Here is a 25,966-nt window from a genome sequence, read left to right as displayed (position 1 = left end):
CAAACTTCAGATTTCTTTTATTTCACAAATTTCAGAATCTCTTTACTCTTTCTGCCCTTTTTGGCAGGAATCGGCATGAAGCCTTCTGTGAGTCCTGTTTTATCTGTCATGGCCTGGAAAACGGAGGCGGCATAGGAAGAGAGTTTCTTCTCTGCCAGTTCTTGCTTGATAGCATCCTCATCATAATCATCAGCATAGAGGAGAGTGTGTAAATCGTCAAGATATTTTTGCGGAATATTCTGATGCGGCATGCGGCTTTTTATCTGCATAATCTGTGCGATGATTGCCTGTTTGGTTTGGGCAGCGATGGCTTCTGCCTTTTGCTGCTCGAAGACTGCCAGCGTCTCCTCATCCGTCTCCTGCCAGTTTTGCATCATGGCTTCAGTGTTGGTAAGATGACTGTAGCCTGCATAGCGAATCAGGGCGATGCGCTTGTTCCAACCTTTCTTTTCCAGATAGTTTTTCTCCATAGGGGTAGTAGCTACTATGAGGTTGGCTTTGGCGTACATGGCTTTCTGATACATAGAGTGTTGCAGTGAACGCTTCAAGTAAGGGTTCTTGCAGTTTCTCTCAGAAATATCGCCTAGTGGACAAACGATGTAGGGAATGTCCATCTGCTTTGCTTTCTTGGCTATCTGGGCTCCCTGCCATGTCCATGCTCCTATAACCAACACAATGTCGGCATCAACCAGACTGTTGGTGATGTCGAGCTGTTTATTCAAGGCTTCGATGTATGGAAGATACATCTTCAGCAACTTCTTATGGTTGGAAATGAACAAATATACTTTCATCGTTCTGTCGGTTATTTTTAACTGTTATTATTCTGATAGACTGTTACTTCCTTTTTGCCCTGTCTAGAGTTTATGAGAAGTGAAATCGTTTTTGTCAGCCCGCCAATAGCGCAATTTGGTAGCCAGATTTCTCCAGATAATTCCATATTCGAAGAATGGCAGTTTGAACATCGCTATTCCGTCATCAAAGTGTTTGATGGCCTTGTTGGCTATCAGCATTCTCACGATGAACAGCAGGAGGAAACTGAAACCTGCGCATCCTGTAAGAATCCAATTCTTCATGAGGATAGAGTAGGCTGCAACGGCCAGTGTTGCTATCAGGCTGAGATGTGGCATGAGATGGTCAAAGAACATGAGGGTTCGCATGGAACCGGCTCTTTCCAAACTCTTGCGTGAAGCCTGCAGATAGAGGTGGGCATTGTGCCAGCCCTTGTTCGATGGTGCTTCGCGGATGAGCCATGCATCGCAATCCAGTTCTGTAGCTGTATCGCCACAATGGGCATACTTGTTGACGAGAAAATCGTATTCGCCGCGAACATATTCCAGGTTGCCCTGATAGCCCTGTTCCTTCATGAAGTCGCTCTTGCGGAACGCTACGTTTGGCATGTGGCTGCGATAACCATAGGTCTGCTGGGCACGGCGCAAAACATAGTAAGCCTTGCGGATGCTGTCGAAACGGCGTACGCTCTTGGTTTCCTCATCAAGGGCTACATATCCCAATACCAGATGGTTGGGGTCCTGACATTGACGGACCATGGTTTGCAGCCACTTGTCGTTGCTTGGGCGGCAATTAGGTTCTGTCAAAATAATCCATTCATGTTTGGCTGCCTTCACACCCAGTGTAATCTGCAATTTCTTGCGGCTCATGTAGCGTGAACTCTCAGGAATGTAAGTATAATACAGATGAGGGTTCTCGGCTGCTGTTCGCTTCAGAAAATCCTGTGTCTCGCCATCTGTACTCTGGCAGACTACGATTACCTGATAGTCGGCAGCGTACTGCTGACGCAGGAACATAGGGAGATTCCTCTCCAATTCAGTAAGATTATCGTGTGCGGTAATGAGTATACTGACAGGAGGTTGATTCTCTGCCGTTTCTGTTTTTTGAAAGCGCAACGAGCGCAGAAATGGATTTATCAGCGATCCGAGAACCGCCAATAAAACCACCACTGCGCCTGCTATTATAGTAGTTGTACTAATGATCATCATTTTCTTTTTCTCGTAATATAGAAAGCTAGAGAAAGGAGAATCCTATAAACTCTTAACTTTTAACTTTCAACTATATTAAAAGTCTTCTGTAATATACCCCTTTGGCAACTGGCGACAGTTATACTGGCTCGCCATAATCTCACCATAGGCTCCGGCTGAGCGGAGGGCGATGAGGTCGCCGCGATGGGCTTTGTTGATGTCGACAGCCTTGCCGAAGACATCGCTTGATTCGCAGATAGGACCTACTACGTCGTAAGTTTCTACAGGTTCATCGCTTGAGATGTTTTCAATCTTATGGTAAGCCTGATAGAGAGCAGGACGGATAAGGTCGGTCATTCCTGCATCCACAATGGCAAACTGCTTGGCTGTGCCCTGCTTGATGTAGAGTGTCTTGGTGATGAGAGAACCCATCTGACCCACTACAGCGCGACCTAACTCGAAGTGAAGCTTCTGACCATCGCGCAACTTCAGTTTCTTTGCGTATGTATCGAAATAATCCTTGAAATTAGGGATTGGCTGTCGGTTTGGATGATTATAGTCAATGCCCAATCCGCCTCCCACATTGATGTTCTTCACAACGATGTGATGTGCTTCAAGCTGGTTCTGAAGTTCGTTGATACGGTTGCAGAGTGCCTCGAAATCCCCCATGTCGAGGATCTGGCTTCCGATGTGGAAGTGCAGTCCGAGGAACTGGATGTTCTTCATCTTGGCAGCCTCTTCGATTACGGCTTCCATGTCGCGCATGGCAATTCCGAACTTGTTTTCTGCCAGACCTGTTGTGATGTTTGCATGCGTATGGGCGCCGACATCCGGATTGATGCGGAAACAAACCTGCGCAATCTTATTCTGTTTTTCAGCCAGTTCATTGATGATTTCCAACTCCGGAATACTCTCTACATTGAAGCAGAAGATGCCTTTCTCCAATCCGAGGTTGATTTCCCAATCGCTTTTGCCTACACCAGCGTAAACAATCTTGCTGGCTGGAAATCCGGCTTTGATGGCTGCCTGAATTTCTCCTCCGCTCACACAGTCGGCTCCTAAACCAGCCTGACAGATGATATTGAGCACCTTAGGGTTAGCATTTGCCTTTACGGCATAGTGCACTTCAAATCCCTCGTGCTTGCCAGCCTCTTCATTGATGGTTTTCAATGTCTGGCGCAACACATTGGTGTCGTAATAGTAGAACGGAGTCTGTATCTCCTGAAACTTATCTATCGGAAATGTACCTTTCATTTCACTTAATCTTAAATTAATACCTTATTATAGTTAAATCAGAATATCCAATTTATAGTAAATCAGAATATCCAACGAAGAGTGGATAGGAAGCATTACATACGAATTCTTCACTTTTCACTCTTCGTTTTCATTTGCTTTACTTCTTCTCGAACAATACGTTGCTCAAGTTCTGTAATGCCTGCTTCTTATCTTTCTCTCTGATGAGGAATGAGATGTTGTAGTTAGAACCACCATAAGAAATCATGCGTACAGGAATGTTCTTCATCGCATCGGTAGCGATGGTCTCGAAGCCAACGTTGCTCCAGTCCAAATCACCTACAACGCAGATGATGCACATATCAGAATCTACAGTTACTGTACCATATTTCTTCAGCTCGTTTACGATGTCGTTAAGATGAGAATCATTATCAATACTCATGCTGACACCCACCTCTGAAGTAGCAATCATATCAATTGGAGTCTGATAGCTCTCGAAGATTTCGAATACCTTGCGTAGGAAACCTGTAGCGAGCAACATGCGGCTACTCTTGATTTTGATGGCTGTGATGTTGTCCTTGGCAGCAACAGCCTTGATCTTGCCGCGTACGATGACATTGTCGATGATTGTACCGTCGGCCTTAGGATCCATGGTGTTCTTCAAGCGTACAGGGATGCCTGCATACTTAGCTGGCTGAACACAGGTAGGGTGGAGAATCTTGGCACCGAAGTAAGCCAACTCTGCAGCCTCCTCGAAGTTCAACTGGCGTACTGCCTCAGTGTGCTCTACGACACGAGGGTCGTTGTTGTGCATTCCGTCGATATCGGTCCAGATCTGAATTTCGTCAGCTGGGAGAGCTGCACCGATAAGAGATGCGGTGTAGTCGCTACCGCCACGCTGCAGATTGTCAACCTCGCCGTATGCGTTGCGGCAGATGAATCCCTGAGTGATGTAAATCTGATAGCCCTGGTTCTGCTCCATGATAGCAGCCAACTTCTCCTTGATGTACTGAGGATCCGGTTCTGCGTTCTTGTCAGTGCGCATAAAGTCTAATGCACTGAGCAATACAGCCTTTACACCCTGTTCCTTCAAGTAGTTTACAACCATGTTGGTGCTCATCATCTCGCCCTGAGCCACGATGCTCTTCTCCTCGAAAGAAGTGAAGAGGTCTTTGGTGAATGAGCGGAGATAGTTGAATTCGCCCTGCAAGAACTCACGAGTCGTATTTTTCATCTCCTCGGTAGAGTAGAGTTCTTCTACATGCTGCATGTATTTCTTCTCCAAGTTGTTGATTACCTCGTTGGCGCCCTCTGGATTCTTCTTGTAAAGATAGTCAGAGATTTCAACGAGAGAGTTTGTTGTACCGCTCATCGCAGACAATACGATGAAAGTTGGTTCACCTGATTCTGTAACCAAAGAGGCTACTCCCTTCATGCGCTCTGGTGAGCCTACAGAAGTACCTCCGAATTTCATTACCTTCATAGTCGTAATTTTATTTAATTATTTCACTTAATTATCTTCTCCATCCTCTGTGAGGTCGATGTGGTTGTACTCGTTGGTTACGTCGTAGAGCACACCTTCCTTACAGCGGTAAACGATGCCTGGGAATTTGTCGAGCATCGGGATGTTATGGGTTGTCATCACAACAGCTGTGCCTTGTTTGGTGATGTCTTTCAGCAGACTCACGATGTTACTGGCAGTCTCTGGGTCGAGATTGCCTGTAGGCTCATCGGCGATGATGATTTTAGGATTATTGAGAATGGCGCGGGCGATGGCTACACGCTGCTGCTCACCACCTGAGAGCTCATGAGGCATCTTGTCGATTTTATCAATCATGCCTACTTCGTTGAGCACCTCTTCGATACGCTTTTCTCTGTCTTTTTTGTTTTTCCAGCCTGTTGCCTTGAGTACGAATTCAAAGTTCTTGCGAACGGTGCGGTCGTGTAGCAGCTGGAAATCCTGAAAGATGATTCCCAATTCCTTACGCAGAGCCGGAATCTCCTTTCGCCTGATAGTTTTGAGGTCTCTGCCGAGAATTTCAGCCTTCTCGGTTTCGCCTTCTACAAGATCTAGTTCGCAATAAAGTGTCTTTAATAGCGAACTTTTACCAGAGCCGACTTTTCCAATAAGGTAGGCAAATTCTCCTTCGTCAATATGGAAATTGATGTTTTGGAGCACGCACTTGTCGGCCTGATATATGCTGACGTTCTGATAATCTATTAACATCTTCTATTTTTTTCTCCTTAATGTTAGTTTGTTATTTCATTTCGCCCTTGCTCTTGGCAACGCGGCGTTTCTTATCCCATTCCGGATCGTGACGCATCTGAAGTTCTTTCACAACATCTTCTATTCTCAAGCCCTTGCTTGTGAGCAGAACGATGAGGTGATAGAGAAGGTCTGAACTCTCGTAAATGAGTTTCTCGTTGTTGCCGTTTGTGGCTTCGATAATGGTTTCAACAGCTTCTTCTCCAACCTTTTGTGCCATTTTGTTAACGCCTTTCTTGAAGAGGCTGGTAGTGTAGCTTCCCTCTGGCATTTCTTCGTGGCGCTTGTTGATGAAGTCCTGAAGCTCTGAGAGAAAGAGGATTGGGTTGAGTGTATTTTCTTCTGCCCAGCAGGTGTCTGTACCTTTGTGGCAGGTTGGACCATCTGGGTGAACCTTAACCAGCAAGGTGTCGTTATCGCAGTCGTTCTGAATGCTAACGAGATTCAGGAAGTTGCCTGATGTTTCACCTTTTGTCCAGAGGCAGTTGCGTGAACGGCTCCAGAATGTTACCTTTTTGGTTGCTATTGTCTTATCGTATGCTTCCTGATTCATGAAGCCAAGCATCAAGACGTTCTTTGTAACTGCGTCTTGGATGATGGCAGGAACCAGTCCGCCTAATTTTTCGAAATCTATTTCCATTTTATCTTGTTTTTATTTTCTTACATTATTATATTCCCCGTGTTCTATATTCTCACGTTGATTCCTTCTTCTCTCAGGTATTTCTTGAGGTCAGGAATGGCAATCTCGCCAAAGTGGAACACGCTGGCTGCCAGGGCAGCATCTGCCTTGCCTTGGGTGAACGCATCGCGGAAATGCTCCATTTTTCCTGCACCTCCTGAGGCGATGATAGGAATGCTTACTTCTTCAGCAAGACGGGCGAGGGCTTCGTTTGCGAATCCCTGTTTCACACCGTCATGATCCATACTGGTAAAGAGAATTTCACCGGCACCCCGGTCGGCTACTTCCTTAGCCCAGTCAAACAGTCCTAGTTCCACCCGTTCTCTTCCGCCTTTTACATAACAGTGCCAGCCGTCAGAATCGAGACGTGCATCAATGGCGCATACGCAAACCTGTGAGCCATAATGGTTGGCAATTTCATCGATGAGCTCCGGATGTCGGATGGCAGCACTGTTGATGCTAACCTTGTCGGCTCCTGCGTTGAGCAGGCGGTCAACATCTTTGAGTTCATTGATTCCACCTCCCACAGTAAATGGGATATTGATTTCGGCAGCCACGCGGGTTACCATATCCGTAAAGGTTTTGCGCTCTTCGAAACTCGCTGTAATATCGAGGAATACGAGCTCATCGGCTCCAGCATCGCTATAAGCTTTTCCCAGTTCTACCGGGTCACCAGCGCTGCGAAGGTTTACGAAATTGGTTCCCTTTACCGTCTCGCCGTTCTTTACATCAAGACAAGGAACGATTCGTTTAGCTAATCCTTTGCTTTTACTTTGAATTTTCACCATTGTATTTTAATTCTTATCGATTGAAGCTTTTGCCCTTACAGGGCGTGTCGAGAATAGTTCCGAGCAATCAACTGTCAGCTATTAATATTAACTGTCAACTATTTAACTATTAACTAGTTTCTTAACATCGATTTTCCCTTCGTAGAAAGCTTTTCCAAATACTACGGCAGGAATTCCTGCAGTTTCCAATGCTTCGATGTCTTCGTTGCAACTCACTCCGCCTGAGGCGATAAGATGCAGTTGAGGATAGTCAGCCATTACTTCTTTGTAGAGTTCTATGGCAGGTCCCTGCAGCGTTCCGTCTTTGCTGATTTCTGTGCAGAGAACATTGCGTACGCCTTTATCGATGTACTTTTTCAGGAAAGGAAGGAGATCTTCAGAAGAATCTTCTTTCCATCCGTTGATAGAAATCTTTCCGTTTCTTACGTCGGCTCCCAGAATCAGGCGGTCGGCTCCATACTTGTCTAGCCATTGCATGAAGAGTTCAGGATTGGTGACGGCAATGCTGCCCACTGTAACCATGCTTGCTCCTGCAGCAAAAGCTTTCTCAATATCTTCTTCGGTCTTGATTCCGCCACCGAAATCAACCACGAGAGAGGTTTCTGTGGTAATGGCCTTCAACACCGCATCATTTACGATGTGCTTTGACTTGGCTCCATCGAGGTCTACTACATGAAGGCGTTTGAAGCCCATCTGCTCAAACTGTTTTGCAATCTCGGCAGGATTGTCATTGTAAACCTTCTTCTGGTCGTAATCGCCTTTGGTAAGACGAACACACTGGCCATTTATCAAGTCGATAGCTGGAATTAATTCTATCATATTTGTATTTTCTCTTTTATTTTATCTCTAAAAAATTCTTTAAAATCCGTTCTCCCACCTTTCCGCTCTTTTCCGGATGGAACTGGCAGGTATAGAAATTATCTTTGTGGAGCGATGCGCTATAAGGAAGAATGTATTCTGCCTTGGCAATGGTCTCCTCGCAGAGTGGCACATAATAACTATGTACGAAATAGGAGTAGGGATGAAGCAGTGCATCAGCGGTAGACTTGTCTGAGTCAGAATCCATTCTGTTTCCGAACCCCTTATAAAGGTCTGTCTTCAAATCATAGATTTCATTCCAGCCCATAGCAGGCACCTTGTCTTCGTGTTTCTGAGGCAGGAATCGCTTTACATCTACATCAAAGATTCCGATGCAATCTACGTCACCTTCTTCCGAATGGCGGCACAAGAGTTGCTGTCCTACACAAATGCCCAGGACGGGTTGCTTCAAGTTCTTGATTACTTGATCAAGCTGATGAGCCTTCAGATATTCCATTGCTTCTCTTGCCTGGCCTTGTCCTGGGAAGAGAACGCGGTCAGCCTTCTGGAGCATTTCTGCATCATCTGTAAGTACAGGTTCGATGCCTAAACGCTTCATGGCGTTGACTACGGAATAGATATTTCCGGCATTATATTTTACGATTGCTACATCCATAACCTAACGTAATTCGTTTCTATTTCTTATTTTTCGATGCAAAGGTACACATTTTCTTTTAATTTAAAGAAAATAAAAGCAAAAAGATTACGAAATATAGTAGATTTCTTTCAGAAAGTTAGAAATATGGCGTGTTTTTACGTTTCCGTTAAGTGAAAAAGGAGCAATTGAATGTAAACCAACATCTAATTGCTCCTTTTGAAGTGTTTATTTTGATAATCGAAACTTCTTAGTTTTCTTCTTTACTGTCTGCTGTGCGGAGAATGATAGAAGTTGCTCCGATGGTGAACAGGGTTCCGTCTTCGATAACGCGGCGTTCTCTGTCACCCAGAATCTCATTGTCAACGAAAGTTCCTGTATAACTTGGTCCATCGCGGAGTACATATTTCAATTTGCCTTTCTTGTCGCGGCTAACGTTGATTACGCAATGGTTCATGTCAACGCTTGGGTCTACGGTTTCGATAGGGCAGTTGATTCCGCTGTTCTTCATGTAGCGGCCGATGATGTTGTCGCCTAACTGGAGCGGGATGACCTGTTTGTAAGCGAATACGTTCTCGATGACAACGATAGAACCGTATCCCTTCTCGTTGGCATTCTCGTCAAGTTTTTCCTCCTTGCGAGTTTCGCGGAGCTTGGAAACTCCCATTCGGATGCCAAACTGCTTATTGCAATTAGGACAAACGAAAACGAGACTCTGACCTGCCTGATACTTGGTCTCATCGAAGGTGATAAAATTATCGCATTTAGGACAACGTACTCTTTTCATATTCTTTTTCTTACTTTTCTGTCTTTATTATAATAATGTGTTGTAGAAGTTTCCGATACTCCTTGCTATTTGTTCTAGCTATAAGCTATAAACTCTTACCTATCAACTATTCTTTCACTTTCGTAATCCAGCCGTCAGTAAAAGCATCATAGTTGTGTAAACGGTTGAGAGCAGTATAAGCTTCGCCCTCGGTAGAGTATGTTCCGTATATAACTTTTACATTATTATCCGTAATTAACACCCTAGCTTCCTTGAATCCCTTGTTTTGGAGAAGTTCAGCATAGCTCGCAGCATTGCGCTTGGTAACACGACTTGCCAAAACGATGCTATAGTAAGAAGAAGCTGTTTGCAATTCGTTGTCCTGAGTCATGTTGACAGATTTGGCAGGAATGCTCTCTTCTGCCTGTGATTCTGTACTAAGAACCAGTTCTTGAGGTTGCGCAACCTTATTAATCTCCTTAGGCATGATGCGGTTCAGCATGCCTGTGTCGATTTGGCTCTTCTGAACGGTTGGGGTTCCCAATGGAGAAGAGTAGGTGAAGAATGCAATGAGAGCGATGCAGGCTGCTGCAATATTGCGCAACCAGCTCTTCTTGATGCTGATGAATTCGGCATTTGATTCTTCTTCTTCGTTAACGAACACGGAATTGTTGACAGAGAGTCCACTCTCCATCTTCTGGTTACTATCCTGATTCTTGACTTTGCTTTCTGTACGATTGTTTTCTAGTGTCTTTGCTGGCATTTCAATGATTGAAGCAGCAGAATCTTCAGTCTTCTGAACCTCTTCTGCAGAAATCTGCGCGAGTGGGAGCATGTTTAAGCCACCCAAACCATACAACTCAGGGGTAAGAATGCCCGCCTCGCATGGTTCGAAGGTATAATTTCCGTCTTCGTTCAATATGATGGTGCCAATATCATTCAGTTCAAATTTTCCTGAATTCTCCAGAGTCTGACGCATCTCTGTCACTTCATCAGCAATGCGGTTCAAAGCTTCCGGATAGCTGATGTCGTATGCTTCAACATACGAAAGTGCAAGGAGAGAATCGTTCATCTGGAGCTGTGGGTTAAAGCCAATAGTTCTCAGCGGTGGCAGAAACATGCTGTCTCTGCCATCGTAACGCGCATCTACATGATGAGCCATGAAGCCACCAAATCCTGGGACAATCACGCAATCGTTGCTCAAAAGTAGGATCTCTATATGTCTTTCTAGTCTATTCACGTTTGCAAAGGTAGTGATTTTTTCGGAAATGACCAACAGAAAATAGAGAAAATTTTCGATGAAATCATAAAAAGTCTAATTTGTTTTGTCGTTTCGGGAAAAAGTATTACCTTTGTGCCTAAAATAAATAAGGTATAAATCAATGAAATATACAGAGACAGAAATTGAAGGAGTCTGGCTGATAGAACCTCGGGTATTTGAAGATGCTCGCGGCTATTTCTTTGAAGCATGGAAGCAGGCTGACTTTGATGCTCACGTTGGAGGGCATGTGGAGTTTGTGCAAGACAATGAATCGATGTCGGCTCGTGGTGTGCTCAGAGGTTTGCACTATCAGAAAGGTGAATTCTCGCAGGCTAAGTTGGTGCGTGTCATCAAAGGCCGCGTGCTGGATGTAGCTGTTGACTTGAGAAAGGGCAGTAAGACTTTCGGTAAATATGTAATGGTTGAACTGAGTGGAGAGAACAAACGTCAGTTTTTCATTCCTCGCGGTTTTGCCCATGGTTTCCTGGTACTGAGTGACGAAGTCATCTTTACTTATAAAGTAGATAATGTTTATGCTCCTGATTACGAAGCCAGTATTCATTGGGATGATCCTACTATCGGAATAAAATGGCCTATTGAAGGAGTTGAGGTGCTTACGTCAGAAAAAGACAGAACCAAGGCAAAGTCTTTCGAAGAGGCTGATTATTTCGAGTAGAATTGGCATCAGCTTTTACCGATTAATTTATTTAAAGAACTCATCATGAAAAAGATAGTTAATTTATGGCTGCTCAGTTGTATCTTGACTCTTGTTGCTTGTGGGCAGAAGGTCGAAAAGCAACAGGAAGTGAAGGAAGATACTGCGGCTAAGAAGATGTTGCAAGGCATTTGGTTGAACGATGACGATGAGGATGATGTGGCGTTCCGCGTAAAAGGCGATACGATTTATTATCCTGATTCAACCAGTCAGCCTGTCTACTTCTACATTGCTGGCGATACGCTTGTAATGAAGGGTGCTAATCTTGCAAAATATCCGATTGTAAAACAGGCTGAGCATATTTTCCAGTTTAAAGTGCAGAATGGGGATGTGGTTAAGCTGGTGAAGACGGAAGATAAGTCTTATTTGCAGCAGTTCATCCACAACCATGCTTCCGTGGCGCTGAATCAGAATACGCTGATTAAACGTGATACGGTGGTTGTAAGGGGCGATGAGAAATATCATCTCTACGTACAGGTTAACCCAACAAGTTATAAGGTCTACAAGAGTTCTTATAATGATGATGGTGTTGAGGTAGACAATGTTTATTATGATAATATTGTGAACTTGCATGTTTATCATGGTGCCAACTGTCTGTTCTCTCGTGATTTTCATAAGAAGGATTTCGATAAGCAGGTTCCTGCTTCTTTCTTGGACCAGTCTATATTGAGCGACATCGTATTCAATAAGATAGATGAATCTGGCATTCATTATCTTGCTGTTCTGGCAATGCCTGACAGCAGTTTGAGTTATCAGGTTGAGGTTATCATTTCCTTTGAAGGAAAAATGCGAATGCGGGTTAAGAGCTAAAAAAAATAAAAAAGTCGCCCTGAAAGGGAAAGCATTGAATGTAAGATGCTTTTGTCCTTTCAGGGCGATTCTTTTTTATGTGCTTATCCTGGAGGGATAGCTTGGTGGCTCAACTTTTAATTGAAGAATCCCAGCAAAGCTCCGGCTGCAACGGCAGAACCGATGACTCCCGCAACGTTTGGTCCCATGGCGTGCATGAGAAGGAAGTTGTGGCGGTCGTATTCCAGACCTAGGTTGTTGGAGATGCGTGCACTCATTGGTACGGCACTCACTCCGGCGTTTCCGATAAGTGGGTTCAGTTTCTTGCCTTTTGGCAAGAAGAGATTCATCAGCTTGACGAATAAGATCCCGCTTGCCGATGCGATGATGAAAGCAAGAGCACCGAGAGCAAAGATTTTGATGGTGTTTAATGTCAGAAACTCTGAAGCCTGGGTAGAACAGCCTACGGTCAGGCCGAGGAGGATAACGACAATATCATTCAAGCTGCTGCTTGCTGTCTTGGCGAGTCGGGTTGTCTTTCCACTCTCTTTCAGAAGATTTCCGAAGAACAGCATTCCTAATAATGGCAAACCGGATGGAACGATAAAGGTGGTGAGAAGCAGACCGATGATAGGGAAGAGAATCTTTTCGGTCTGTGAAACCTGACGTGCCGGTTTCATCTTGATGACGCGCTCTTTCTTGGTTGTAAGTAGTCGCATCAAAGGTGGCTGGATTACAGGCACCAGTGCCATGTAAGAGTAGGCGCAAACCGCAATGGCTCCCATGAGGTTCGGACTCAGTTTGCTGCTCAGGAAGATGGCGGTTGGTCCGTCTGCTCCTCCGATAATGGCAATGCCAGCTGCCTGGTTAGGTTCGAATCCCAGAGCCAGTGCAATCATATATGCGCCGAAGATTCCAAATTGGGCAGCGGCTCCAATCAGGATGAGCTTCGGGTTGGAAATGAGCGCAGAGAAGTCGGTCATGGCTCCAATGCCCAGAAATACGAGTGGCGGGTACCAGCCCTGTTTCACTCCCTGGTAGAAGATGTTCAGAACGGAGTTGTCTTCGTATAAACCTATTTCGAGTCCTGCATCGGCACGGAATGGAATGTTGCCAAGAATGATTCCCAATCCGATAGGAACCAGAAGCAGCGGCTCAAAATCTTTCTTGATGGCGAGCCAGATAAAGAGTGCTCCCACTAGAATCATGATGAGGTTTCCTGCCGAGGCGTTGGCAAAGCCCGTAAAGGTAAGAAACTCATTGAAGTTTTGTATGATGAAATCCATAATTTACTTTGAACTTTGAAAGTTGAACATTGAACTTTATGATTAGTCTTTTGATTGGAGAGTAATCATTAGCTTTTTGTCTAAACAGCTTATTACGCGATCGTAACAAGCGTGTCTCCTTCCATTACTGCGTCTCCCTCGTTCACGTTGATGCTGGTAATGGTTCCCGAAGTTTCTGCATCGATGCTGTTCTGCATCTTCATGGCTTCGAGAACGACAACAGTATCGCCTGTGTTCACCTTGTCACCGACTTTCACCTTGATTTCGTTGATAGTGCCAGGCAGAGGGGCAACAACTGGTTTGCCTGCAGCAGGAGTTGCCTGTTTGCTTGATGAAGCAGAATCAGAACTTGCAGCAGAACTTGAACCTGCAGCAGAACCTGCGCTTGCAACAGAGCTGGCAGAAATGTTGTTTTGTCCATCAGTTAACTTTACTTTCTGCTTACTGCTCTTAACCGGCTGTTTCATTTCCACTTCGAATGGAATTCCATTCACGGTTACATTGGCGATATTGCCTTCAATATCCTGTATTTCAACGACGTAATCTACGCCTTTAACCTTATATTCGTACTTTGCCATAGTTTTTATATTTTAACGTTGTTATTGTTGTTGTTGAATTTCGGAGCATTCCATCTGGTCTGTTTTGGCTTGATGGTGATAATGCCTGGTTCTACATCATGAACATCTTCCAGATATTCCTGTAGTGCAAGGGAGATGACTGCCATGTAAATCTCCTTATCAATACCCTTGGTTTCTAAACCATCTTTCAGAATCACGTTGGTCTTATGACTGAGGCCTTGAGTAACCTCGATGGTCTTCTTTCCTGTCTTATATAATAAGGTGGCGTGCTTCTCAGTAGCACGGGCGATGCGCTGTTTATGTTTCATGTAGGCTCCGAAAACCCAGAACACGATGAAGAGGAGAGCAAGGCAGGCAAATACGATTCCCATTGACAGTACGGCGATTCCTATTCCGTATGGGTCGCTTTTCTTCAATTGCTGGGCTTTACTCAAACCTGTGTTTTGAGGCAGATAGCCTGGAGTTACTGATCCGGCAATGGCTTTCTCCCATGTCTTGAGGTCCTTACTCAGTTCAAAACTCTCATCGGCAGCCAACACTGGCACGCTTACGGAGTCAATCAGGTCAACGGCATTTCCGTCATAGAGTGCTATCCAGTTGGGCATCTTTTCCTGTAGAATAAGATTGAGATGAAAAGGTCCCGAGTTGAAAGAATTCTTTGCCTTCCAATGTTGTCCGTTCCTGCCATCCTGGTACCAGGAACTGCTGTCGAAGATAACGATGCTCTTCTTGCCTCCCAGTGTGGTTCGTGGTTCATTGTTAGGCAATGGACACATCAACTGTCGACGAGCTTCAGGCGACATTTTCTTGTCGAGAACCCTTCGGTCGGTGGTTAGGAACATACCACGCACATTATACGTGGTAAAGGAGGAATTGCTCAATTCCACCCATGGTTTGTGCTGCCCGTACTCATCTACAAGATTGGTACGGTTGTCGGTCATCACCTCCGTAATACGGATACTTTTGGCTCCTTGACTCCAAGCGGGCAAGGACGTGATGACTAGTATGGTTATCAGAAATCCCAATTTCTTCATACGCTTACTAACGTTTATAGGGTTATTGTTTCATTTTTCGAAAAAATCTGCATCATATAGGAACGATAGCTGTTCCTAGAAGATTCATTAGGTTTGTTTCTTGTGCTCAAAGGTACGAAGAATTTCTGAAAAGACAACAAAAAAAGTGCACAATTTTTTATCTTTGTGCACCTCTTTTATAATTTATAACTATTTTCAGTTGTTTTGTTAACTTTTGTAAGTCTTACGCTCCGCAGAAGAACAGCACCACTATCTGGGCTGTAAAGATACGGAGGAACATGCTCAATGGATAAACCGTAGAGTATCCTACAGCTGGAGCCTCCTTTGAGCAAGAAGCATTTGCATAAGCCAATGCAGGAGGGTCTGTGTAAGTACCGGCGAGCATACCCATGATGGTGAAGTAGTTGAACTTAAACTTCAGGCGGGCAATCGTACCGATGATGAGGATAGGAATAACGGTGATGAGGAAACCGCATCCCACATATTTCAAACCGTCACCCTGTACTACTGTGTCCCAGAATCCGGCTCCAGCCTTGATTCCCACACTCGCCAGGAAGAGTACAAGTCCTATTTCTCGCAGCATCATATTAGCCGAAGTCGTCGTATAAGTTACCAGCTTCATGCGATAGCCGAAACGGCCGATGAGGATGGCGATGATAAGCGGACCTCCGGCAATACCCAACTTCAAAGGCACCGGCATTCCCGGAATGGCAAATGGGAGAGAACCGAAGATAATACCTACCATAATGCCTACGAAGATAGTGGCAATGTTAGGCGCATCGAGGCGCTTTACAGAGTTGCCCATAATTTCAGCCACACGGTTCACATTCTCTTCAGGACCTACAACCAAGATCTTATCACCTACGTGGAAGTGGTGGTTTCTGCCTGCAAAGATGTCCATTCCCTGACGGGAAATACGGGTTACGTTAACGCCGTATACGCTGGAGAAGTGCATCTTACCCAAGGTCTTACCGTTCATTTCCGGACGGGTAACGACGATACGGCGAGAAACAAAATGCTGTACTTCATCCTTCTCGCGGTCCCATTCAGCTTCAACCTCTGGTCCGATAAAAGCCTTGATGGCTTCTGCATCAGCCTCTGCACATACAACGAGCAATTCGTCTCCAACCTCAAACTTAGTCTTGCTGTTAGGAATGCTCACCTCGCCATTGTGGAGCAGTCGTGAACATACAATGTCACGGTTCAAGAACTCTGAAACTTCTCTCAGCGTTCTGCCTGTAATATAAGCATTTTCCACGCGCAAGTGCATGTTATGGGCCTTAGCGTGTGGGTTGGCGGCATCTTCTTCGTTAAGCTGTTCTTCCTCATCAGCTGTATTAATCTTACAGATGTACTTGATAAGGATAGTAGCACCGATAATGCCCACTACACCAAGAGGATAAGCACATGCATAACCATTGGCAATACTTGGAGCACCATTAGGGAAGACGCTGAGCAAAGCCTCGTTGGCAGCACCAAGACCCGGAGTATTAGTAACCGCACCATAGAGAGTACCTACCATCATAGGCAGGTTGTTAGGGTTGCTCGTATCAAAGAAGAGATAATAGCAACCAAACATCACGAGGATGTTGAGCAGAATAGCGCTAGCCGAAAGCATGTTGAGTGTAACACCACCTTTCTTGAAACTCTCGAAGAAGCCAGGTCCTACCTGGAGACCAATCATGAAGACGAAGAGGATCAAGCCGAAGTCTTGCACGAATGTGAGAATTTCCTTTGGACCGGTGAAGCCAACGTGGCCAGCCAAAATACCTGCGAAGAGAACAAAGGTGACACCTAATGAAATGCCGCCAATCTTTATCTTTCCGAGGTAAACACCAATAGCTATCACGATAGCGTAGAGTAGGGCGATGTGAGCCACCGACTCGGTATTGGTGAAGAGATTAACAATCCAATCCATGTATTCGTTTTAAAATCAGAAAATTATATTCCTGTAGTTTACCAAATTATTTTAGAATTTATGTTTTCTGTTGCTTGTTTTAAATGAAAGATACAGTTCTGTTTATAGAGAGAATCTGTAGATTATTAGGGATTCAATTAAAACTGAAAATTGGAGGACATCACATAGGATGCCCTCCAACCTATTTTTTCTTGTAAAAAATCAAGCCCTTTTTGCAAATGTTTTTCTTTTTGACATGAGATTACTTCTCGATAGCTGCTACACCTGGCAATACCTTACCCTCGATAGCCTCGAGGAGTGCACCACCACCTGTAGAGATGTAAGATACCTGATCAGCCAAACCGAACTTGTTGATACAAGCTACAGAGTCACCACCACCGATGAGTGAGAATGCACCTTCCTTAGTAGCCTCAGCGATTGCCTCAGCGATAGCCTTAGAACCACCAGCGAAGTTGTCGAACTCGAATACGCCTGCAGGACCGTTCCAGAGGATAGTCTTGGCACCCTTGATGGCAGCTGCGAAAGCCTTGCGAGTCTCAGGACCTGCGTCCATACCCTCCCAACCGTCAGGAATGTTGTTAGATGGGCAAACCTGAGTGTTGCAGTCGTTCTTGAAGTCGTCACCGCAGATAGAGTCTGTGCCGAGTACGAGGTTTACACCGTTCTCCTTAGCCTTCTTGATTACGTCGAGAGCAACGTCGAGCTTGTCATCCTCGCAGATAGACATACCAATCTTGCCACCGAGAGCCTTAGAGAATGTATAAGTCATACCACCGCAGAGAATCAGGTTGTCAACCTTAGTCAACAGGTTCTCAATGATACCGATCTTAGTAGAAACCTTAGAACCACCCATGATAGCTGTGAATGGGCGCTTGATGTTGCCGAGAACTGCGTCAACAGCCTTAACTTCCTTCTCCATCAAGAAGCCGAGCATCTTGTGATCCTTGTCGAAAGAATCAGCGATGACAGCTGTAGAAGCGTGCTTGCGGTGAGCTGTACCGAATGCGTCCATTACATATACGTCAGCGTAAGAAGCCAACTTGGCAGCGAACTTCTTCTGACGCTCCTTCATCTCAGCCTTAGCAGCATCGAATTCTGGAGTACCCTTCTCAACGCCAACTGGCTTGCCTTCCTCTTCAGGATAGAAGCGGAGGTTCTCGAGCAAGAGAGCCTCACCTGGCTTCAAGGCAGCTGCCTCAGCATCAGCGTTACCGCAGTCCTTAGCGAACTTAACGTCTACGCCGAGAGCGTCTGATACGTTCTTAACAATCTGAGAGAGAGAAAGCTCTGGTTTAACCTTGCCCTTTGGCTTACCCATGTGGCTCATCATGATGAGCGCACCGCCGTCTGCAAGTACCTTCTTCAATGTAGGAAGGGCACCGCGGATACGAGTGTCGTCTGTTACATTACCATTTTCATCCAATGGCACGTTGAAGTCAACGCGCACGATTGCCTTGTGACCGGCAAAGTTAAAATCTTCAATTTTCATTTTACCTAAATTTTATTTAGTTTATGTACTAATTTATTGTTCTAAACCTTTCTGCTGGTTTCAAAAACCGAAGGCAAAGATACAAATTATATTTGAATCAGCAAAATATAGTAGCGGTTTTTATGATTTTTAGTAGATGAAATCGTCTGTTTGCTATATCGGGTTTGCAAAATTCGTGTTTTGCGCTTCCTTCTGCCTGATTTGTTAAACAAAATGGAGAGAAATGAAATATATTCTTAACAAATTACTTTTTTTTTGGATTTTTCGATAATAAATAGTACCTTTGTGCGCAGTTAAAACGTTATTACATATAAATGAGATAAAATGGCGAAAGATAAGATTGCTTTTGTGTGCAGCAATTGCGGACAGGAAAGTGCCAAATGGATGGGCAAATGTCCTAGCTGCGGACAATGGAATACATTTAAGGAAATTCGTATTGCTGCTGATTCCGGATCGCAGGCTGCGAAGAATGCCGGAATGACCATGCGTCATGGTGGAGTTGCCACGATGTTTGGTGGGCAGCACAGCGAGCATGACGCTGCGCCGATGAAGCTTCGCGATATTTCTGCGATTGATGAACCGCGCATCGATATGAAGGACGAGGAGCTGAACCGTGTGCTGGGTGGCGGAATGGTTCCTGGCAGCATTACGCTCCTGGGCGGTGAACCGGGAATCGGTAAGAGTACGCTCACCTTGCAGACTATTCTGAACATGACTGACCGCCGCATCCTGTATGTGAGCGGAGAGGAGAGTGCCCATCAGATTAAACTCCGTGCCGACCGGTTGGCTAAAGGACAGGCGATGCTCAGAGAGGGTTCTTCTGCGGACATTCTGAAAACGGCTTCTCTTTCATCAGAAGGAGCCTTTGATCATATTACGGTTCTCTGTGAAACGCAGTTGGAGAAAATCTTCAGTCATATTCAGGAAGTGGCTCCACAGCTGATAGTTATAGATTCTATCCAAACTATTGCTACGGAAGAAGTAGACAGTTCGCCGGGTTCTGTTTCCCAAGTTCGCGAGTGTGCAGCCTCCCTGCTCCGATTTGCCAAGACGAGTGGCATTCCGGTTATTCTGATAGGACATATTAATAAGGAGGGAACGCTTGCCGGACCAAAGATTCTGGAGCACATCGTAGATACGGTGATTCAGTTTGAGGGCGACCAGCATTACATGTACCGCATCTTGAGAAGCATCAAAAACCGATTCGGAAGTACTTCTGAGTTGGGAATCTATGAGATGATGCAAGGCGGACTCCGACAGGTGAGCAATCCTTCAGAGTTGCTGCTTACTGAAGATCATGATGGGCTTTCGGGTGTTGCCATCAGCGCAGCCATCGAGGGTGTCCGTCCGTTTCTGGTGGAGACGCAGGCTTTGGTTTCAACAGCTGCCTATGGAACTCCGCAGCGTTCGGCAACGGGGTTTGACCAGCGCCGTTTGAACATGCTCCTGGCGGTTCTAGAGAAACGTGTGGGGTTCAAGCTGATGCAGAAGGACGTGTTCCTGAATATTGCCGGTGGATTGAGAGTAACCGATCCTGCCATGGACTTGAGTGTGTTGGCAGCCGTATTGAGCAGCAATGTTGACACGCCTATCGAGCAAGGTTGGTGTATGGCAGGCGAGGTAGGTCTGAGCGGTGAGGTTCGTCCGGTGAGCCGTATCGAGCAGCGTATTGCTGAGGCCGAGAAACTGGGATTCCAGCACATCATCATTCCGAAGTACAACAATCATGGTTTCGACCATAAGAAATATAAGATAGAAATTCATCCCGTAAGGAAGGTGGAAGAAGCATTCCGCTGCCTGTTCGGGTGAAGTAAAAGTAATCAAACAGTTCAAATTTCAAATTTCAAAATTCAAAGTAAAATGAAGGATTCAGTAATCATTGTGAGCGGTGGCATGGATAGCATCACGCTGCTCTACGATAAGAAAGACGAGATTGCGCTCGGCATTAGTTTTAACTATGGAAGTAATCATAACGAGCGTGAAATTCCTTTCGCCAAGATGCATTGTGAGCGTTTGGGAATCAAGCATATTACGATAGATTTGGGTTTCATGCATCAGTATTTCAAGAGTTCTCTTCTTGAAGGTGCCGATGCAATTCCTGAGGGTCATTATGCTGATGATAATATGAAGAGTACGGTGGTTCCTTTCCGTAATGGAATCATGTTGAGCATTGCCATCGGCATTGCTGAGAGTAATAATCTGAAGAAAGTTTTCATCGCTAACCATGGTGGCGATCATACGATTTACCCAGACTGTCGTCCGGAGTTTATCAAGGCGATAGATGAGGCTGCTGAAGCAGGAACGTTCGTTGATGTGCGCGTGGTGGCTCCTTATACGAATATTACCAAAGGGCAGATTGCGGAGATAGGCAAGAAGTTGGGCATTGACTATGCTGAAACCTGGAGCTGCTATAAGGGCGGTGAGAAGCATTGTGGCAAATGCGGAACCTGCGTTGAGCGCAAGGAGGCTTTGGCCGAGGCGGGTATTGAGGATACTACCGAGTATGAAGAATAAGGATGACGACGAACCAGGCGTTCTTCGTTCCCTATATATAATAAGGTGTAATCAGAATAAATATAATAAAAGAAAAATGAAAACAGCGATTTTATCTGCGGCTCTGATGCTTGCATCAACCGCTGCAATGGCTCAGAAGAGCAACTTCCAGTTGAAGGTGGATTTGAAGAATTTCAATTCCGATTCTGTACTTGTTTACAAGGGCAGAAATGTTAAGATGGATACGGTTTTGGTGAAGAATGGCAAGTTTACCTATTCTGCAAACCTTGATAAGGCAGCCGGATACGTTTTCCTCTCACCTGAAGCTTATCGTGGTGCAGGTCAGTTTATGTTCAACCTGCCTTGTGTTCCTGGCGAGAAGGCTGAAGTTAAGGGCGATGCAAAGACCCGCTTCGATATTTCGGGTTCTAAGTTCTATCAGCAGTATCATGAAGTAGATGTTCTGCTGGAGAATGCTAATAAGGAGTTGAGAGATTACGAAGCTTCCCTGAACCAGAGAATCAAGAATGGTGAGACCCAGCAGACCATCATGGCAGAGTATGAGCAGAAGGCTCCTGCCCTGCAAAAGGCAAAGGACGATAAGATTTTCAATTTCGTAAAACAGCATCCTGATTATGAGTCTTGTGCTACTATCTTCGAGCAGTTTGATGATGTCAGCAAGATGGAGAAACTGCTGGGCTTGCTCTCTGAGAATGTGAAGAACGGCAGAATGAAGGCTTTCTACCAGCCAATGATTGATATGGCTAAGAAACGTGCTGAGGCTGAGGAGAAGGCTAAGAAGGTGCAGGCTGCCGGTGTTGAGGCTCCTGACTTTACGCTGAAGGATATTAAGGGAAATGATTTTAAGCTTTCCAGCCTTCGCGGCAAGATTGTCGTACTCGATTTCTGGGGTTCATGGTGCGGATGGTGCATCAAGGGAATGCCTAAGATGAAGGAGTATTACGAGAAGTACAAGGGTAAGTTTGAAATTCTTGGTGTAGATTGTAATGATACAGAGGCTAAGTGGAAGGCTGCTGTTGAGAAGCACCAGTTGCCATGGATTCATGTTTACAATCCGAAGGACAGCAAGGTTCTCAGCGACTATGCTGTTCAGGGTTTCCCTACAAAGATTGTGATTGATGCTAACGGTAAGATTATCAAGACTATTGTTGGTGAGGATCCTGCTTTCTACACATTGCTTGATGAAGTGTTGGGCAAGTAATGTTAACATAAAACAATGTCGCCCTGTAAGTGCAAAATTATATTTGCTCTTACAGGGCGATTTTTGTTTGTTCAGTACTTTACTTCTTTTTCTTTTTCAATTCCAGTTTCGGAATCTTGATTTTCTGTCCGGCTTTTACGGTGCTTGTACCATTCAGGGCTTCTACGTAGCATTCCATGCCGGAACCTAAATAGCGGGTACTAATCTGTTCGAGGGTCTGACCGGCGCCAACCGTAACGGTCTGGGCAACTCCTATGATTCGGTAAGCTCCCGTGCGTACGCGAGCGTCCTTATCATACTGGGATGATGCTATTTTCGAAGCAGCCTTTTCTTCGGCTTTATCTTTAGCTTCTGCCTTAGCCTTTGCTTCAGCCTGCTTAGCCTTTTCTGCGTTAGCACTTTCCTCATCCGAATTTTCAGCCAGTTTTACTGCTTCTGCAGTTTTAGCCATACGGATGCTGTCTTCCATCGCTTTCTGGCGGAGTTTCTGTTCCTGAGAGAGTGGGGCGGCAGCTGGTTTGGCTGGGACTTTCTTGGCTGGAGCCTGATGATACTGGTTTAGCTGCATGGCTAGATGATCGCGCTGGGCAGTCATCTGACCATAGTTGAAGGCAAACCATCCCATTCCGCCAATCAAAGCTACTACGATGAGACAGACTGCAACGACCAGATAGCGAGGAATAACAATATGATGAGAATTGGAAGATTCTTCTTCTTCTTCCTCCTCTTCTTCTTCAGATTCATCTGATGCAGGTACTGCTGGTTCAACAACTGCTTTCAGGGCTTGCTGTTGCTGGGCTAATTCAAGCTTCTCTTGCTCCAGTCTTTCCTGCTCCAGTCTTTCCTGCTCTTGCTTTTCTTTCTGTATTCTTTCCTGCTCCAGTTGGGCTTGTTTTAATCTTTCCAGTTTAGCTTGTTCAATAGCAATTTGCTTTGCCAGTTCGTCTTCTTTTTCCTTTTCCTTTTCAGATTCAATTACGACAACCTCCGGATTTGGAGTTGCAGTTTTTTCTTCGTCCAGAAAATCGATTACTTGTTCAGGAGCATCTTCTGTCTGTTCTTCTCCAAACTTCTCATCTATTTCATCGAAATCTACGCCGTCATTTACCACCACCGTTTCAAATTGGGCGAATGGCTTGTTCACGATTTCTTTCAGGATGTTGTCAGGCGTGAAGGTGAGTTTGTCTCTGCCTTCAATGGTGAAGCGCTCGCCCGTGTTCACATTGATGCTTTCACGGTCTTTCGTGGCCTGTACCTTAAAGGTGCCCAGCCATTTTATCTTCACCTGCTTGTCGGCATCGAGTCCCTGGTTGCACACATCAAACATTTTCCGGATGAAGAGTTCTGCTTCCACCTGGCTCAGCCCGCTCTTATCTGCAAGCAGTTTTCCAAGTGTATTTAAACTGAATTTGCTCATTGCTCATCCCCTCCATTCTTTAGTTTTTCCTTGACCGAAGCTACCGGTCGGAAACCCAACACCAACTTAGGCGGCACCAGCTGACGCTTCTTGGTAGTAGGATTAACCACCACTCGCTCCATGCGCTTCTTCACTTCGAAGGTGCCAAAATTGGGGATAGAGACAGCTTCTCCATCCTCAAACTCGGCAATCATAGCGTCTATCGCCTTGCGCACCAACTTCTGGGTGTCTTCCTGCGAATAGCCGGTTTGCTGAGCCAGTTCAGCGATGTATTCCTTATTGTTCATATTTATTTAATATGTAGTCAAAATTTCTAAAACTCCAGGCTATGGGGGAGAGAATGATTATTTCACCACCTTGCCATAGAGGTCAAATTCTTCGCTTGTAGTAATTTCTACCTGATAGAAACTACCCACGCGCAGACGCTTCTCATTGGCATGGATCAGAACCTCAGGGTCTACTTCCGGAGAGCAGAACTCTGTTCGTCCGATGTAGTAATCGCCTTCCTTGCGGTCGATGATAACGGTCATGGTTTTGCCCACCTTATCAGCCTCAACCTCAGAGCTGATGTCTTGCTGCAGAATCATCAGTTCGTCCAGCCGGCGCTGCTTTACCTCGGCAGGCACGTTGTCTTCGTAGTGGGTGGCGCTGTAGGTTCCTTCTTCCTCAGAGTAGGCAAAGGCGCCCATGCGCTCAAATCTCTGTTCGCGTACGAAGTCGAGGAGTTCGTGGAAATCCTCATCTGTCTCGCCTGGAAAACCAACCATCAGCGTAGTGCGGATGTGAATGCCTGGCACGCGTTCGCGGATGGCCTTCAGCAGATTGATGGTTTCCTGCTTCGTTACGTGGCGATGCATGCTGGTGAGCATGTGGTCGCTGATGTGCTGGAGGGCAATGTCGAGATATTTGCATACGTTTGGCTTCTCGCGCATCACGTCCAGAAGATCCATTGGGAACTGGTTCGGATAAGCGTAATGCAGGCGAATCCATTTCACGCCCGGAATATCAGCCATCTCGCTGATGAGTTCGGTAATATGATGCTTGCCGTCAATATCTACGCCGTAGTAGGTGAGTTCCTGAGCGATAATCTGAAACTCCTTCACGCCTTCTGCTACCAGTTCGCGCACCTCCTGCAGAATCTCTTCCTTCGGACGGGAAACGTGCTTGCCGGTGATGATAGGAATGGCGCAGTAGGCACAGTGGCGGTTGCAGCCCTCAGCTATCTTGATGTAGGCATAATGGCGCGGAGTGGTGAGATGACGCTGGCCGTTGCAGGATGAAACTTCCGCCTTGCCGAGTTCCTGCAGAAGCTGCTTGTAGTTGAATTTGCCGTAGAACTTATCCACTTCGGGCATTTCTTCTTCCAGTTCCTTCTGGTAGCGCTGCGAGAGGCAGCCCATTACATAGAGCTTTCTGAGTCGGCCTTCTTCTTTAGCCTGGATAAACTCCAGGATGGTGTCGATGCTTTCCTGCTTTGCATCCTCAATGAATCCGCACGTATTGATGACGGCTATCTCGCCCTGAGGGCGCTTGGAATCGTGAACGCAATGGTAGCCGTTTGCCTCAAACTGCTTCATCAGCAACTCGCTGTCTACGAGATTCTTCGAGCAGCCCAGGGTAATAATATCTATCTGATTTTTCTTCATTTTCTAATTTTTAAAGAGAGAGTCTACGAATTCTGTCTTGTTGAAGAGCTGCAGATCTTCCATTCCTTCGCCCAGTCCGATGTATTTTACAGGCACCTTGAGCTGGTCGCTGATGCCGATGACAACTCCGCCCTTAGCGGTTCCGTCGAGCTTGGTGATGGCGAGCGAGGAGATGTTGGTAACGGCAGAGAACTGCTTAGCCTGCTCGAATGCATTCTGTCCGGTACTTCCGTCGAGCACGAGCATTACCTCGTCTGGTGCTTCAGGCATTACCTTCTTCATCACTTCCTTTATTTTCTTGAGCTCATTCATCAGGTTCACCTTGTTGTGCAGTCGGCCTGCCGTATCGATGAGCACCACGTCGGCGCCGTTTGCCTTGGCGCTCTGCAGGGTGTCGAACGCCACGCTTGCCGGGTCGCTTCCCATCTGCTGTTTCACTACAGGCACACCCACGCGCTCGCCCCAGATGCAAATCTGCTCTACGGCAGCGGCACGGAAGGTGTCGGCAGCTCCCAGAACAACCTTCTTGCCAGCCTTCTTAAACTGGTAAGCCAGCTTGCCGATGGTGGTTGTCTTGCCCACGCCGTTTACGCCTACTACGAGGATAACGTAAGGCTTATGGTCGGCAGGAAGTTCCCAGTCTGCCAGGTCATCGCTGTGATTCTCGGAGAGGAGAATGGCGATTTCCTCGCGCAGAATGCGGTTGAGCTCGCTGGTTGAAACATATTTATCGCGGGCCACACGTTCTTCGATGCGGCGGATAATCTTGACCGTGGTTTCTACACCTACGTCTGAAGTGATGAGTACCTCTTCGAGATCGTCGAGCACATCATCATCGACGGTAGACTTTCCGGCAACGGCGCGCGCCAGTTTGCCAAACACACTCTCCTTGGTTTTTTCAAGTCCCTTATCGAGAGTTTCCTTCTTTTTGTTGCTGAATAATCCGAATAATCCCAT

The 25,966-nt window shown here is 45.8% G+C and carries 25 protein-coding genes; 5 read left to right on the top strand and 20 right to left on the bottom strand.

All coding sequences use genetic code 11. The features are described 5' to 3' along the window. Positions 1-17: 17 nt before the first annotated feature. The 11 genes from KUA48_RS02090 to KUA48_RS02040 form a co-directional block, all read right to left on the bottom strand. Positions 18-791, bottom strand: a complete 774-nt coding sequence (locus KUA48_RS02090; protein WP_218433373.1) for a hypothetical protein — start codon at positions 789-791, stop codon at positions 18-20. Positions 792-854: 63 nt separating this feature from the next. Next, complete coding sequence (locus tag KUA48_RS02085) at positions 855-1,997, bottom strand: glycosyltransferase family 2 protein (protein WP_218433375.1); 1,143 nt, start codon at positions 1,995-1,997, stop codon at positions 855-857. Positions 1,998-2,072: 75 nt separating this feature from the next. After that, a complete protein-coding gene (gene lysA / locus KUA48_RS02080) occupies positions 2,073-3,230 on the bottom strand; it encodes a diaminopimelate decarboxylase (protein ID WP_006846457.1) in 1,158 nt (385 codons plus the stop codon). Positions 3,231-3,369: 139 nt separating this feature from the next. Further along, on the bottom strand, positions 3,370-4,692 hold the full coding sequence (locus KUA48_RS02075; protein WP_117586361.1) for an aspartate kinase: 1,323 nt from the start codon (positions 4,690-4,692) through the stop codon (positions 3,370-3,372). A 27-nt stretch (positions 4,693-4,719) separates the two neighbouring features. Continuing rightward, positions 4,720-5,436, bottom strand: coding sequence for a cell division ATP-binding protein FtsE (locus KUA48_RS02070; RefSeq protein ID WP_022121797.1), 717 nt, complete (start codon positions 5,434-5,436; stop codon positions 4,720-4,722). Between the two features lie 31 nt (positions 5,437-5,467). Then, complete coding sequence (gene hisIE, locus KUA48_RS02065) at positions 5,468-6,115, bottom strand: bifunctional phosphoribosyl-AMP cyclohydrolase/phosphoribosyl-ATP diphosphatase HisIE (RefSeq protein WP_006846460.1); 648 nt, start codon at positions 6,113-6,115, stop codon at positions 5,468-5,470. Positions 6,116-6,159: 44 nt separating this feature from the next. Next, positions 6,160-6,942, bottom strand: coding sequence for an imidazole glycerol phosphate synthase subunit HisF (gene hisF / locus KUA48_RS02060; protein WP_022121796.1), 783 nt, complete (start codon positions 6,940-6,942; stop codon positions 6,160-6,162). A 102-nt stretch (positions 6,943-7,044) separates the two neighbouring features. After that, the gene (gene hisA / locus KUA48_RS02055; protein ID WP_218433377.1) at positions 7,045-7,761 is read right to left on the bottom strand and encodes a 1-(5-phosphoribosyl)-5-[(5-phosphoribosylamino)methylideneamino]imidazole-4-carboxamide isomerase; all 717 of its coding nucleotides are present in this window, start codon (positions 7,759-7,761) and stop codon (positions 7,045-7,047) included. A 16-nt stretch (positions 7,762-7,777) separates the two neighbouring features. Next, positions 7,778-8,416: an imidazole glycerol phosphate synthase subunit HisH gene (hisH, locus tag KUA48_RS02050; RefSeq protein WP_118253307.1), complete on the bottom strand. Its 639-nt coding sequence runs from the start codon at positions 8,414-8,416 to the stop codon at positions 7,778-7,780. A gap of 229 nt (positions 8,417-8,645) precedes the next feature. Beyond that, positions 8,646-9,182, bottom strand: a complete 537-nt coding sequence (locus KUA48_RS02045) for an FHA domain-containing protein (protein WP_218433379.1) — start codon at positions 9,180-9,182, stop codon at positions 8,646-8,648. A 106-nt stretch (positions 9,183-9,288) separates the two neighbouring features. Beyond that, the gene (locus tag KUA48_RS02040; protein ID WP_334649346.1) at positions 9,289-10,401 is read right to left on the bottom strand and encodes an SPOR domain-containing protein; all 1,113 of its coding nucleotides are present in this window, start codon (positions 10,399-10,401) and stop codon (positions 9,289-9,291) included. 142 nt (positions 10,402-10,543) lie between these two features. Between KUA48_RS02040 and rfbC the strand changes: the two genes are divergently transcribed. Then, complete coding sequence (gene rfbC / locus KUA48_RS02035; RefSeq protein WP_118253304.1) at positions 10,544-11,098, top strand: dTDP-4-dehydrorhamnose 3,5-epimerase; 555 nt, start codon at positions 10,544-10,546, stop codon at positions 11,096-11,098. A 45-nt stretch (positions 11,099-11,143) separates the two neighbouring features. Continuing rightward, positions 11,144-11,947 carry a DUF4738 domain-containing protein gene (locus KUA48_RS02030; protein WP_118253302.1) on the top strand — a complete coding sequence of 268 codons (804 nt, stop codon included), beginning with the start codon at positions 11,144-11,146 and terminating at the stop codon, positions 11,945-11,947. A 116-nt stretch (positions 11,948-12,063) separates the two neighbouring features. Here the strand turns inward: KUA48_RS02030 and KUA48_RS02025 are convergent, their stop codons facing one another. The 5 genes from KUA48_RS02025 to pgk all read right to left on the bottom strand — a co-directional run bounded on the left by KUA48_RS02025 (position 12,064) and on the right by pgk (position 18,231). Next, positions 12,064-13,212, bottom strand: coding sequence for a sodium ion-translocating decarboxylase subunit beta (locus KUA48_RS02025; protein WP_022121790.1), 1,149 nt, complete (start codon positions 13,210-13,212; stop codon positions 12,064-12,066). A gap of 92 nt (positions 13,213-13,304) precedes the next feature. Then, positions 13,305-13,790 (bottom strand): biotin/lipoyl-containing protein, encoded by a 486-nt coding sequence (locus KUA48_RS02020; RefSeq protein WP_153088366.1) that lies wholly within the window; start codon positions 13,788-13,790, stop codon positions 13,305-13,307. Positions 13,791-13,795: 5 nt separating this feature from the next. Next, a complete protein-coding gene (locus KUA48_RS02015; protein ID WP_215652570.1) occupies positions 13,796-14,824 on the bottom strand; it encodes an OadG family protein in 1,029 nt (342 codons plus the stop codon). Between the two features lie 223 nt (positions 14,825-15,047). Continuing rightward, positions 15,048-16,742, bottom strand: coding sequence for a putative transporter (locus KUA48_RS02010; protein WP_153073555.1), 1,695 nt, complete (start codon positions 16,740-16,742; stop codon positions 15,048-15,050). Positions 16,743-16,983: 241 nt separating this feature from the next. After that, positions 16,984-18,231: a phosphoglycerate kinase gene (gene pgk, locus KUA48_RS02005; protein ID WP_118253296.1), complete on the bottom strand. Its 1,248-nt coding sequence runs from the start codon at positions 18,229-18,231 to the stop codon at positions 16,984-16,986. A gap of 324 nt (positions 18,232-18,555) precedes the next feature. Between pgk and radA the strand changes: the two genes are divergently transcribed. The 3 genes from radA to KUA48_RS01990 all read left to right on the top strand — a co-directional run bounded on the left by radA (position 18,556) and on the right by KUA48_RS01990 (position 21,946). Next, positions 18,556-20,040, top strand: coding sequence for a DNA repair protein RadA (gene radA, locus KUA48_RS02000; protein WP_218433382.1), 1,485 nt, complete (start codon positions 18,556-18,558; stop codon positions 20,038-20,040). Between the two features lie 51 nt (positions 20,041-20,091). After that, entirely contained in the window at positions 20,092-20,745 is a 654-nt protein-coding gene (queC, locus tag KUA48_RS01995) for a 7-cyano-7-deazaguanine synthase QueC (RefSeq protein ID WP_006846476.1), read from the top strand. Between the two features lie 76 nt (positions 20,746-20,821). Beyond that, complete coding sequence (locus KUA48_RS01990) at positions 20,822-21,946, top strand: TlpA disulfide reductase family protein (protein WP_153073557.1); 1,125 nt, start codon at positions 20,822-20,824, stop codon at positions 21,944-21,946. A gap of 79 nt (positions 21,947-22,025) precedes the next feature. On the opposite strand, the gene KUA48_RS01985 is transcribed toward KUA48_RS01990, so the two are convergent. Genes KUA48_RS01985 through ftsY form a run of 4 tightly spaced genes read right to left on the bottom strand, consistent with a single transcriptional unit; the run spans position 22,026 to position 25,966 of the window. Next, positions 22,026-23,363, bottom strand: a complete 1,338-nt coding sequence (locus tag KUA48_RS01985; RefSeq protein ID WP_256624479.1) for an HU family DNA-binding protein — start codon at positions 23,361-23,363, stop codon at positions 22,026-22,028. Further along, a complete protein-coding gene (locus KUA48_RS01980) occupies positions 23,360-23,650 on the bottom strand; it encodes an HU family DNA-binding protein (RefSeq protein ID WP_006846479.1) in 291 nt (96 codons plus the stop codon). Before KUA48_RS01980 ends, KUA48_RS01985 begins: the two co-directional genes overlap by 4 nt. A 57-nt stretch (positions 23,651-23,707) precedes the next feature. Further along, entirely contained in the window at positions 23,708-25,009 is a 1,302-nt protein-coding gene (gene rimO, locus KUA48_RS01975) for a 30S ribosomal protein S12 methylthiotransferase RimO (protein WP_218433383.1), read from the bottom strand. A 3-nt stretch (positions 25,010-25,012) separates the two neighbouring features. Next, positions 25,013-25,966: a signal recognition particle-docking protein FtsY gene (gene ftsY, locus KUA48_RS01970; protein WP_006846481.1), complete on the bottom strand. Its 954-nt coding sequence runs from the start codon at positions 25,964-25,966 to the stop codon at positions 25,013-25,015.

The sequence above is a fragment of the Segatella copri genome, from assembly GCF_019249795.2.
Lineage (GTDB): Bacteria > Bacteroidota > Bacteroidia > Bacteroidales > Bacteroidaceae > Prevotella > Prevotella copri_B.
The sequence above is the reverse complement of the archived record's forward strand: the minus strand, read 5'-3'. Positions and strand labels throughout refer to the sequence as shown.